Annotated in this window: 11 protein-coding genes and 1 pseudogene; 6 read left to right on the top strand and 6 right to left on the bottom strand. The window is 58.7% G+C overall.

The window, feature by feature from the left end:
- Nucleotides 1-174: 174 nt before the first annotated feature.
- Both ACGHEN_RS02555 and ACGHEN_RS02550 read left to right on the top strand, forming a co-directional pair.
- Nucleotides 175-588 (top strand): annotated as a pseudogene (locus ACGHEN_RS02555) (EamA family transporter); the annotation flags it as partial.
- Complete coding sequence (locus ACGHEN_RS02550) at nucleotides 583-1,050, top strand: EamA family transporter (protein ID WP_390399360.1); 468 nt, start codon at nucleotides 583-585, stop codon at nucleotides 1,048-1,050. The pseudogene ACGHEN_RS02555 and the gene ACGHEN_RS02550, both read left to right, overlap by 6 nt.
- 94 nt (nucleotides 1,051-1,144) lie before the next feature.
- On the opposite strand, the gene ACGHEN_RS02545 is transcribed toward ACGHEN_RS02550, so the two are convergent.
- The 3 genes from ACGHEN_RS02545 to ACGHEN_RS02535 all read right to left on the bottom strand — a co-directional run bounded on the left by ACGHEN_RS02545 (nucleotide 1,145) and on the right by ACGHEN_RS02535 (nucleotide 3,568).
- Complete coding sequence (locus ACGHEN_RS02545; RefSeq protein WP_390397145.1) at nucleotides 1,145-2,446, bottom strand: chloride channel protein; 1,302 nt, start codon at nucleotides 2,444-2,446, stop codon at nucleotides 1,145-1,147.
- A 125-nt stretch (nucleotides 2,447-2,571) separates the two neighbouring features.
- Entirely contained in the window at nucleotides 2,572-3,105 is a 534-nt protein-coding gene (locus ACGHEN_RS02540) for a TIGR00730 family Rossman fold protein (protein ID WP_390397143.1), read from the bottom strand.
- Nucleotides 3,106-3,142: 37 nt separating this feature from the next.
- Nucleotides 3,143-3,568, bottom strand: coding sequence for a potassium channel family protein (locus ACGHEN_RS02535; protein ID WP_055252221.1), 426 nt, complete (start codon nucleotides 3,566-3,568; stop codon nucleotides 3,143-3,145).
- Between the two features lie 212 nt (nucleotides 3,569-3,780).
- Here ACGHEN_RS02535 and ACGHEN_RS02530 point away from each other — a divergent pair, with 212 nt between their 5' ends.
- Together ACGHEN_RS02530 and ACGHEN_RS02525 are read left to right on the top strand one after the other, a co-directional pair.
- Nucleotides 3,781-6,585: an ATP-binding protein gene (locus ACGHEN_RS02530; protein WP_390397141.1), complete on the top strand. Its 2,805-nt coding sequence runs from the start codon at nucleotides 3,781-3,783 to the stop codon at nucleotides 6,583-6,585.
- Nucleotides 6,586-6,627: 42 nt separating this feature from the next.
- Entirely contained in the window at nucleotides 6,628-7,107 is a 480-nt protein-coding gene (locus tag ACGHEN_RS02525) for a pyridoxamine 5'-phosphate oxidase family protein (RefSeq protein ID WP_390397139.1), read from the top strand.
- 95 nt (nucleotides 7,108-7,202) lie between these two features.
- Here the strand turns inward: ACGHEN_RS02525 and ACGHEN_RS02520 are convergent, their stop codons facing one another.
- Both ACGHEN_RS02520 and ACGHEN_RS02515 read right to left on the bottom strand, forming a co-directional pair.
- On the bottom strand, nucleotides 7,203-8,417 hold the full coding sequence (locus tag ACGHEN_RS02520; RefSeq protein WP_390397137.1) for a MalY/PatB family protein: 1,215 nt from the start codon (nucleotides 8,415-8,417) through the stop codon (nucleotides 7,203-7,205).
- Nucleotides 8,359-9,267, bottom strand: a complete 909-nt coding sequence (locus ACGHEN_RS02515; protein WP_390397136.1) for a TrmO family methyltransferase — start codon at nucleotides 9,265-9,267, stop codon at nucleotides 8,359-8,361. The genes ACGHEN_RS02520 and ACGHEN_RS02515 overlap by 59 nt, the downstream gene beginning before the upstream one ends.
- Nucleotides 9,268-9,407: 140 nt before the next feature.
- Here ACGHEN_RS02515 and ACGHEN_RS02510 point away from each other — a divergent pair, with 140 nt between their 5' ends.
- Nucleotides 9,408-10,235 carry a TipAS antibiotic-recognition domain-containing protein gene (locus tag ACGHEN_RS02510; protein WP_390397134.1) on the top strand — a complete coding sequence of 276 codons (828 nt, stop codon included), beginning with the start codon at nucleotides 9,408-9,410 and terminating at the stop codon, nucleotides 10,233-10,235.
- 51 nt (nucleotides 10,236-10,286) lie between these two features.
- Complete coding sequence (locus ACGHEN_RS02505) at nucleotides 10,287-10,532, top strand: glutaredoxin family protein (protein ID WP_390397133.1); 246 nt, start codon at nucleotides 10,287-10,289, stop codon at nucleotides 10,530-10,532.
- A 64-nt stretch (nucleotides 10,533-10,596) separates the two neighbouring features.
- Here the strand turns inward: ACGHEN_RS02505 and ACGHEN_RS02500 are convergent, their stop codons facing one another.
- Nucleotides 10,597-11,550, bottom strand: coding sequence for a tRNA dihydrouridine synthase (locus ACGHEN_RS02500; protein WP_373204766.1), 954 nt, complete (start codon nucleotides 11,548-11,550; stop codon nucleotides 10,597-10,599).
- Nucleotides 11,551-11,555: the final 5 nt, after the last annotated feature.

Raw genomic sequence — 11,555 nt, 5'->3', positions numbered from 1 at the left:
TTGGAAACCAAAGAGAAGTCGACAGCATATCGACAATTCGAGCCTTCACCAAATGGCTCCCCGGAACATAACCCCCGTCTCGCCGCGGCCATATCAAACCTTCATGGTGGGGCGGTATCCTCATGTCCATAAAACTCGCAGGATAAACCCATTATCCAAGGAGGCACCGCACCCGTGTCGTGGGTTGTCGCAGCATTTGCGTCAGCATTCTTTGCCGGCATCACATCCATCTTGGCCAAATGCGGCATCAAGCAGACCGACTCCGATGTCGCGACGGCCATTCGCACCTGCGTGGTGCTCGTTTTCGCCTGGGCAATGGCGGGCATTTCTGGATCCATTGGAACCATTGGCAGCATCGAACCCAGATCCTGGCTCTTTCTCGTCCTCTCGGGACTCGCTACCGGTGCTTCGTGGATCTGTTACTTTAAGGCGTTGAGCATCGGAAATGTCAATAAGGTCGTACCGGTCGACAAGATGAGCACCGTGCTCGCCGCGCTGGTCGCCATCGCGCTTTTTGACGAGACGAGCAACCTTGCGGTTAAGCTCGTGGGAACCGCTGCCATCACCCTCGGCACGTTTTTAATGATCGAGAAGAAGCAGTCCGCCGAACCCGAGCAGCAGCAAGACCGAACCTGGCTCGCTTACGCCCTCGGCGCCGCCGTGTTCGCGGCACTCACCTCCGTCCTCGCCAAGATCGGCATCGAAGGCGTCGAGTCAAACCTGGCCACGGCAATCCGCACCTGCGTGGTACTGGTTATGGCATGGGCAATCGTGGCAGCCAAGGGAAAACTGGAGCAGGTCGCACACGTTGACCGGCGCGAACTCACATTTCTCGCAACATCGGGCATCGCGACTGGAGCATCGTGGCTGCTCTATTACTATGCCATCGCTGCAGGCCAGGTGAGTGTCGTGGTGCAGATCGACAAACTATCGATTGTCGTATCGGTGCTATTTGCGCGCCTGGCATTCAACGAAAAACTCTCCCGCCGCAGCGCCATCGGTCTCGTCCTCATCGTACTGGGCACCGCCGCGCTTGCAATTTGGAAGTAGCGCCGATACCGAACGAAATCCAGTCCACCCGCAAATCCGTGACACAGCGCCCGCACCGGACTTGAGATGTTTGTACTGACCGCGCGCTGCCGTGCTACTTGCGCAGCGGCTTGGGCAGTGGAATGCCAGCGGCAATGGCTGCGGCGATGATCATGCAGACGATACCCTTGAGTGGGAAACACATAAGCAGCAGGCCCACGACCATGACCGGCTGACGCATAACGGCGCCCATCGTCGAGGCCGTGCAGACGGCGACGCAAAAGACCGGATCGGCGCCGGTAAGAATGGCAAAGCCGTAGCCCAGGCTTACGCCCGAGAAGATGACGGGGAAGAAATGGCCGCCGCGCCAGCCAAGGTTGATAAGGGCGGGCGTCAGCATGGCCTTGACCAGACCGGTCGCGATAAGCACGCCGGCGGGAATGGTGAGGTAGGTCTCCATAAGTACATCGGCCTGGGTCTCACCGGCAAACATGGTGTAGGGCAGGACCGTGCCGCAAATGGCGAGCGCTAGACCGGCCAGCATTGCCTTAACGACAGGGTGCTCCCCCATCGCGTGCGCTAGGGCCTCGCTCGCATGCTCAGAGACAAAGTACAGCCAACCGCATACGGTGCCGACCAACGCCAGCGGAATGAGCCAGACAAGTTCCAGGCTGCCCACCTCGGCGGACTCGAACCTGGGCATGCCCATGCCGCCGCCCATGAGCTGGCCGAGCAGCAGATAGGTGCCCAGACCGCCGGCAATCGCAATGCCGTAGACCATGGTCTTCTGTGCCTTGGGAAGCTTGATGGTGATCTCGTCGGACGCGGACTCATCGTCATTGGCACCCTGGCCGTCGGCGCTACCGGCAAGCGGCGCCACAAAGCCAAAGACGGGCGCGGTAAAGAGCGCCGTCAGCGCGGCCTGGGTGCCCAGCAGCGTGAGCTCCCTAAACTCGGCGCCAAAGCGGCGCATGCGGTCGCCGACCCAGCTGCACAGGCCCGCGATAACGCCGGTCAGGCCGGCTTCCGGTCCAATACTTCCGCCAAACAGCAGCGGCAGCAATGCCGCGAGCGAAAGCTTGCCCAGGTTGTCGTACGGGTAGCGCCCGTCTTGCTTAACCTTTGCCATCACCTGGTTGAGGTCGTCGGTCTTGGTGCCCGTAAGCTTTTCGTACAGACCGATTAACAGGCCGCCCAGCAGGCAGACGAAAAACGGGTACGGCAGAAAGCCAAACGGGCCGCTGGCAAGCTCGGGCGAAGTGACGCCCAGCGCGTGCGGAATCTCGGTCCATAGATAGTCGATACCGTGCTCCATCGCAAAAAAGAACAGCCAGACCGCGGCGCCTGCGAACGCACCGGTCACGGCAACGCTAACTAAAAACAGTGCTCGGTTTTTGGGCTTTGCAAGGCTATCCATCGGGTCCTCCCGCGGTCAAAATCGACAAGGATACGTTTTATTGTAGAGCGAGCGTTGCCCGAACGAGCCAACCGTCTGCGCTGCAAACGGCACCATTGGGAGTCATAGTGGGGCAGGCTCAAGACTTATCCGTTGATAATCGAGGCAATCTCGCGCAAATCGTCGGCAAAGTAGATTCCGTGCTGCCGCCTCGGGCTCGAAAGCCCTTTATCAATCATGTGCTCGAGCAGCGCCTTAAGATCGTTGTAGTAGCCCCCGAGGTTGTACAGGATGCACGGCGCACTCAAGTGCCCCAACGACACGGCGGACATGACCTCGGCAATCTCCTCGAGCGTGCCCGTACCGCCCGGAAAGGCGACGAACGCATCGCCGAGTTCGATCATCTTGGCCTTACGCTCGGCCATGTCGCTCGTCACGATAAGGTCATCGATACCGTCGTGCTGATACTCCGCCTCGATAAAAAAGCTCGGTTCAACACCCGTCACGTGTCCACCTGCCTCGAGCACGCTATCGGCGAGCGCGCCCATCAGTCCCGACTTGGACCCGCCGTATACCAGCGCGTGGCCGTTGGAGCCAATCCATGTGCCGAGCTGCCGCACCGCAGGCAGAAACGCCGGGTCGTTACCGACGCTGGCGCCCAGGTATACCGTAATATTCATATTTTTGTCCCCCTCATCGTGACGCGCGGCGCCCGTTCTAGCGTTGGCGTCGGCGATATTCGCGCACACGGCGCGATAGGTCGGCAAGCTCGTCACGATCGAGCTCTTCCAAATGCTCAAGATCGTCCATAAAGCGCGCCATGGTGTCCTTTTGGCGCATCTTGATGAGCGTATTGCAGTAGTTCACCGCCACGCCCGTGAGCATGGCGATGTAGAAGATGCTGATGACGCTCAAAACGACAGTGATAGCGCGGGCAACCGGCGTCTCGGCCGGGATATCGCCAAAGCCGATGGTCGATACGGTCTCAAAGCTAAACCAGAGGCCGTCGCCAAACGTAAGGGTCGTGGGCTCGGACAGCCAGACGGCCGTCGAGCACAGCAGATAGAAGACGAGAAACAGGCCCGTGATGCGTGCAAAGCCAGCCTGGCGCAACACGTCGGCAAGCGTCCTCAACTTGTTCATCGCGACCCCTTTTCCAGACGCCCAATCACATTCGCTCGGTATTGTCCCACGCCTCCCCCGCAAACGGAACTAGTCATTGGGGACGTTCTTAAACGACTAGTCAGTTAAGAACGTCCCCAATGACTACCTAACCGTTTAGCGGTGCGGCGGCTGAATGGGCAGGCTGAGCTGGTATCCTTATGCGAAACTGTCTCAACTCGATAGGATTTCATGTGAAACCTTCCGCCGTCCTTCGCTTGGCTCTATATCGCACCCTGGCCGTCGCGCTTGCCGCGCTCGCCATACTGAGCGCCGTCATGCCCGCCCCCGCCTTTGCCGCCGACTCCGACCAGCAGGTCAAGACGGTCCGCGTTGGCTGGCTCGTCAACAACAAAGGCTTCCAGGAAGGCATGCCGGGCGAGCGACTCTCGGGGTGGGGCTACGAGTACCTCCAGACCCTCTCGTATTACACAAAGGGCTGGCAATACGAATACGTTAGCGGCACCTTCTCCGAGCTTATGGACATGCTCGAAGCAGGCGAAATCGACCTCATGCCCAACATCTCGTATTCGGCAGAACGCGAGCAGAAGCTGCTCTTTTCCTCGAACCCCGAGGGCACCGAGCGCTACTACATCTACGCCAGGCCCGACCGCGACGATCTGGCCAAGGGTGACCCCCAGGCGCTCCAAGGCCTCACCATCGGCTGCAACTCTGGCGTTATGCAAACTATCGTCGGCCAGCAGTGGCTCGCCGACGAAGGCGTCACCTGCACCTATAAAGAAATCGACACCGGCAGCGCCCTCTTTGAGGCGCTTGCAGACGGCGAGGTCGACGCCGTCATCATGAACGATACCATTTCGTCGCCCGATGCGTCACCCATGTTCTACGTAGGCTCGAGCGACTACTATTTTGCCGTTCCCAAAAGCCGCCCCGATCTGATGAACGACATCAACGCCGCCATGACGACCATCGCCCGCGATAACCCGCGCTATAACGAGGAAGTCAAATCGAGTTACTCGACCCAAAACAGTGGCTCGTCATCGCTCACCGGCCCCGAGACCACCTGGATCAAAGCAAACGGCAATACCATCACGCTCGGCTATCTTAAAAACCAACTTCCCTACTGCACGCAAAATGACGACGGCGAGATGGAAGGATCGCTCGCCTCGCTTGCAACGACGTTGCACGACAAGTTTGGTATTACGGTCAAAACAATCGCACTCTCGAACAACAGGCAAATGATCAAAGCCCTTTCCAACGGAACCATCGATGTCGCCCTGCCATTGTTTCGCGACTACTGGCTCGCCGAGCAGACAGGAGTCATCCAGTCAAACTCGATGGGAACGGTTTCGCTGACCGCCATTCACAGTGGCAAAAACCTGAACAGCGACCTTAAGAACATCGCTTGTACAAAGAGCACAATCGTTAACCGTTTTGAGCTCGAGAGTCTCTTCCCGAACGCAACAGTAACCGAGTACTCGAATGACGGCGAGGTGCTCAAAGCCCTCAATGAGGGGAAGGCACGTTGCATCATTGTCCCCAGCACGCGCCTGGAAACTCTCCGCGACACCTACGACATCGAGGATTTCGAAACACAGGAACTCACCAACACGGCGCAGCTATCGTGTTTAATTTCGCGCGGCAAGCCCGAGCTGCTGGGAATCATCAATAAGGGCATCGTCAATGCAGGTGAATCGCTCTCTGCAAACAGCTATTTCCCCACATCGTACTCGGCGCAAGAATCGGACACGTTCCAGTTTTTCTATCGTAACCGCACCGCCATTGCGACTGTTATCATCTGCATCTTGCTCACCAGCATCGCCATCCTTGTCTGGTCGCTTTACCGCGCACAGGAGGAACGGCAGAAAGCTGACGCCGCCAACGCCGCCAAAACCGCTTTCCTCACGCGCATGAGCCACGACATCCGCACGCCGCTCAACGGCATCCTGGGCCTTATCGAAATTGAGGAATTGAGAGAAGGCGACATGCAGGTCGCCCGCGAAAGCCGCGCCAAGGCGCGCGTTGCCGCCAATCACCTGCTGTCACTGATTAACGACATCCTCGAGATGGGCAGGATCGAGGAGTGCAAAGTGACGCTCGAGCACGAATCATTCAACCTTAAAGAGCTGTGCGACAATGCGCTCGTACTGTGCAAGCTCCGCGCATCGGACCGCGGCATAACCATGCTCGACACCAGCGAGCCCTACGCTGTCGACCAATATATGATCGGCAGCCCCACCCATATTCGGCAGATCCTTGTCAACCTGCTCGACAACAGCATCAAGTACAACAAGCACGGAGGCACCGTCACGTTCTCATCGACCATCAAACCGGTCGACGACGAGCACGCCGTGTTTTGCTTTAGCGTCTCGGATACCGGCATTGGTATGACGCCCGAGTTTTTGACGCACATTTACGAGCCGTTTGCCCAGGAAGGCGACGATGCGCGCAGCAAGTTCCAAGGAACCGGCATTGGCATGTCTATCGTCAAATCGCTCATCGATATGATGGGCGGCACGATTGAGATTTCGAGTGAGGTTGGCGCGGGAAGCACGTTCAACGTCCAGATACCGCTCGATATCGACAAGAACCCTCAGGCAAAAGAACGTGCGTCCAAGCAGACATACAGTTGCTCGCTTGCCGGCATGAACGTCCTTTTGGCAGAAGACAACGAGCTCAATGCCGAAATTGCCCAGGCTCTACTCGAAAGCGAAGGCATCGTCGTAACGCGCGCCGCCGACGGCAACAAAGCAGTCGACCTATACGTTAGTCGTCCCGCCGGCAGCTTCGATGCGATCCTGATGGACATCATGATGCCGGGCATGGATGGCTACGAGGCAACCCGCGCGATTCGCCTGAGCGAAAAGGCCGATGCAGCCGACATCCCCATCATCGCGCTCACTGCCAACGCCTTCAACGAGGACGCCAAAGCGGCACACGATGCCGGTATGAACGCCCATCTGCCCAAACCGCTCGACTTTAACAAGCTCAAAAACATACTCGCCCGCATCAAGAAAAACGGAACTGTTTCGCTATAGTTTGCGTTTAACCACCATGCACAGCCAGAAAGGAAGCCAACGATGTTTAGGCCCTTACGTCGAAAGAAACGCGCCATCACTGACGAGGAAGCGCGCGAGTTGCTCGCCACCTGTAAGCGCGGCGTCTTTGCCGTCAACGGCGATGATGGCTACCCCTATGCCATTCCCGTCAACTACTTCTTTGACGCCGAGCACGACAAGATTTATTTCCATGGCGCCAAGGCTGGCCACAAGGTCGATTCACTCAAGCGTGACGACAAAGTCTGCTTTACCGTGTACGGCAACGAGTGGTACAAGGACGACGACTGGGCTCCCTACGTTATGAGTACCGTGGTCTTTGGCCGTTGCCGCCTGGTAGATGAAGCGCCTGCGTTTATCGAGGACAAAGTCCGCCAGCTCGCGCTTAAGTACTACCCCTCTGCCGAAGAAGTCGAGGAAGAAATCGCCAAAGACATCAAGGGCGTCCAACTCTACGAGATTTCAATTGAGCATCTTTGCGGCAAGCAGATTCAAGAAAAATAAACCTCCGCAGCAGGTCTGCGCCCAATGGTTACAGGCGTTTTACCATGCGGGGCCTTCCAGCCGACTTGGCAGAAGGCCCCGCATGCAGTGCTCACTTACCGTGCATTAAAAACGTAGTGGTCCAGGCGGTCGCACGCCTCCCTTACGCGCGAAAGCGGCAGCGCCAGATTCACGCGAATGTGGCAGGGTCCGTGGAACGGGCGGCCGTCCTGATACCCCACGCCCACGCGCGCCCCCTCGTCGAGCAACCACTGAATATCGCGGCCATGCTCTCGGCACCACTCGGTGCAGTCCAGAAACACCATGTACGTGCCCTGCGGACGTGAATAGGACACACCCTCAAAATGCTCGTCCACGTAATCGCAGAAGTAGTCAATGTTGCCCTCGATAACCTCGTTGAGCTCATCGAGCCACTCGTAGCCCTGCGGCTGGTAGGCACCGATAAGCGCGTGCATCGAAAGGACATTCATCTCGTTGTAGTGGGTCTTATTGGACACGGCGCACACGCGGTCGCGCAGCGTCTCGTTATAGATGATGTGGTAGCTGCCGACCAGGCCCGCCAGGTTAAACGTCTTGCTCGGCGCATAGAGGGCGACCGTGCGCATGCGGGCATCCTCGCTCACCGACTGCGTCGGGATATGCTTGTGGCCCGGCAGGATGATATCGGACCAAATCTCATCCGAGATCACCACACAATCGTGCTGGCGATAGATGTCCATGGCACGTTCGATCTCGTCGCGCTCCCATACGCGGCCGCAGGGATTGTGCGGCGAGCAGAACACCGCAACATGGATGTGGTTTTGGGCGAGCTTGCGCTCCATGTCCTCAAAGTCCATACGCCACACGCCCTGGTCGTCGAGCTTAAGCGGGCTGTGGACAATGCGATAGCCCGCGGCTTCGATGGACTTGGTAAAGCCGATGTAGGTCGGGCTGTGGACCAGCACCGCATCGCCCGGCTGGACATACGCGCGCAGGGTCGACACGACGCCGCCCAGCACGCCGTTCTCGTAGCCGATATGCTCCGGGAGCAGGCCCTTAACGCCATTACGGCGGCTCTGCCATTCGATGATGCGGTCGAAGTACTCGGGGCGAGGATCGAAATAGCCAAACATGGGATGCTGGGCGCGCTGAATGATGTGCTCCTGGACCGTGGGCACCGTGGCAAAGTTCATGTCCGCCACCCACATGGGGATGCGGTCGAAGCCCTCGTCGGGCGCGTTCGGAGCCATGCCGGGGATTTCACCCCAGGAGTCAACGGCGATGGCGTCCATGCCGTGGCGGTCGATAAGCGAAGTAAAGTCGTATTTCATGCTGAGCTCCCGTGCAAAGCGGATTGTTTTGGTAGGCGTTATTGTCCACCAGCGTGGGCGATTTTGTCATGAGGGTTTGGCGTTGAATTTGGCGGGCGCCGGCGAATGGCCGGCTAGTCCCGCGCGCGTTGACGGCGATTACCGTCAACCTGGTTCCATCAACCGTAAAGGATATGTCGAGCCCAGCGTAAGCCAGATGGTAGACGCGGTTTGGCTCGTGTTTGCTACCCGCGCGGCGCGGATCTTGGCGAAGGACCTCTATCAAGCCGGGGAGCTTTGCGGGCGGAATCATATCCTGCAGCGCTTGCGGGAACTCGATATCGAGCTCTTGCCACGGAGCATCCTCAATCCAGCCGCCGGTCGCATCTGGATGGCAATCCGCAAACGGAATGTAGGGCTTAATGTCGTAGATGGGCGTGCCGTCGCGCAGATCGGCCCCCAGCACATGGATGATGGGACCATCGTCGGTGAGCTCGACACGATCAAGCTTGACGCAGGTGAGCCCGATGGGATTAGGGCGAAACGGACTGCGCGTGGCAAACACGCCCACGCGTTCGGCTCCACCCAGACGCGGCGGGCGCACGGTTTTCGACCATTTTGCGTTGGTGCCGGACCTGTCCTGCGACTTGGCATCGGCGGCTATGTCCTGAGCCGTGCCGCCGGGCGTTCCGTTTTCGAAGCGCCACAGCAGCCATAGGTGAGAGAAAGAATCCAGGCCCTCAACCGCTGCGTTGGAGGCAAATTCCGGCTCAAAGACGATGCGCCCCTGCAGATGGGGCGCCAAAAAACTGTTGCGCGGAATGCCGAACTTCTGCGGCAGGTCGGTATGTATGTGTGCGATAGGTTCCATGCCGGTCATTGTACGGCACAGGCGCGCGGGGCGCAGGCTGCGATTCTCTCTCATCGTCACCTGCATGCAACCAACGGTTGCTTGGAAGGACATCGGCTGCCGCGTATGCTTAAGCCAACAAGCACCAGAAAGGAGCCGTCATGGCCTTTGCAGAAAAACTCATCGCCGTCCGCCGCGCCAACAACCTTACCCAAGAGCAGCTCGCCGCCAAGCTCTACGTCACGCGCCAAGCCGTGAGCCGTTGGGAGCGCGGCGAAGTCACCCCGGGCATCGACATGATGAAGCTCATTGCCGCCGTTACCGGAGAGCCACTGTCGCACCTGCTCGAAATGCCCGAGCACTATTGTCAGAGCTGCGGCATGGTGCTCACGCCCGACGACTGCGGCACCGATGCCGCGGGCGCCACGACCGACCATTACTGCAAGTGGTGCTACGACCGCGGCAAGTACACCTACGACACCACAATGGAAGCAATGATCGAGGATTGTGCCCCGCGCCTGGCACAAAACACCGGCATGTCGCTCGATGAAGCCGTCTCGCTCATGGGCGCCGTGCTGCCGCAACTGGAGCGCTGGCGCTCCGTGCAAGAAAACGAGGAGCGCTACGGTGCCGAGGCGCGAGCGCGCTATGGCGACGAGGCGATCGATATGGCAAACGAGTCGTTGCTGGATATGGACCCTCAGACCTGGAACGACATGAAAGAACTCGAGCGCGCAATTTTGGGCCAGCTCTCGATTGCCATGGAAGACGGCGACCCCAAAAGCATCGAGGCTCAAAAACTTGTTGCGATGCATCGTCGTTGGATTAGCCTCAACTGGGGACGCGAGCCCCAAGACGAAGCGTACCTGGGGCTCGCCCGCGGCTACCTTGCCGACCAGCGTTTTGTTGACTACTACGACAAACCCTGCGGCACCGGGGCCACGGCGTTTTTGGTTCAGGTTATCGAGTCGTCGCTAATTCGCGCATAGACCGCGGCGGCTTTGGGTATCTCAATCGAAACCTCAACCGATTGGAGACCTATGGCTACTGATCACGAGCTCGTGCTGTACGTTATGACCGGCTGCCCGTATTGCATAAAGGTCAAGCGTTTCCTGGCCGATAACGGCGTGACCATCCCCGAGCGCAACATCTCGACCGATCCCGATGCCGAGCAGACGCTTATCGCCATCGGCGGCAAGCGCCAGGTTCCCTGCCTGTTTATCGACGGAAAACCGCTCTACGAGTCGAGCTACATCATCGCATGGGTACAGAAGAACCTGCTCTAGTGCAACATATTCATCGGGGACGTTCTTAAATGACTAGTCGTTAAAGAACGTCCCCAACGACTAACTAGCCGTGAAAGCGGGCTATGGGCGCAAGTGGCTGCTCGCGAAAGACGCGCTCGACGGCGGCGCGGTATTCGTCGACCTTTTTGGTCTTGCGCACGATCTTGTGAACGTTAGCGGGATTGGCGAAGGCGCATTTGGCGTAGAACCACCACTCCTTCATGCGAAAGACCGCATTGCCGCCAATCTCTTCCGCATATGCCGCAAACAGCGTGTCGTGGAAGCGCTGCAGCTCAGCAGCCGTGGCAGTAGGGCCGCCCTTAACCATGCGAGCCAGCGCGGGGTTCGCAAGCAAGCCGCGCCCCAACATTACGTGACGCGTTCCGGGATAGGCCTCCACCAGCGCATCCATCTCCTCAAGATCAAAGATGTCGCCGTTGTAGGCCACCGGGAACGGCGCCCGCTCCAGCGTCTCGCCGTAAAACTCTTTGCGCGGCGAACCCGCATAGCGGTCCTTTTGCACGCGCGGATGCACGATCAGCTCTGCCAGCGGCATGCGGCAATAGAGGTCAAGCACACGCTCGTATTCGTCGTCGCTTTCCAACCCCAGCCTGGTCTTGACCGACACCGGCAACGGCGAGCGTTCGCACACGTCGCTCAAGAACACCTCGAGCTCGTCGAGATTGCGCAAGAAACCCGAACCCTTGCCCTTGGCGACAACCGTTCCCGAAGGACAACCCAAGTTGAGATTGACCTCGCGATAACCCATGTCGGCGAGCACCTGTGCCGCCCACACAAACTCGTCCGCGTTCTTGGACATCAGCTGAGGCACTACGTTGAGCCCCTGGTTATTGACAGGGTCGACCTCCTTAAACGCCTTGCCACCAAAGCGGTTTCCCACCCGTGGCGGCGGCAAGAACGGCGTGTAATAGCAATCGAGCGCACCGAAGCACTCCGCGTGCACGCGACGGAACACATGCCCGGTAATCCCCTCCATAGGGGCCAGCGATAGAATCATCAACA

Source organism: Collinsella sp. i06-0019-1H4 (genome assembly GCF_042849575.1).
Taxonomy (GTDB): Bacteria; Actinomycetota; Coriobacteriia; order Coriobacteriales; family Coriobacteriaceae; genus Collinsella.
The sequence above is the reverse complement of the archived record's forward strand: the minus strand, read 5'-3'. Positions and strand labels throughout refer to the sequence as shown.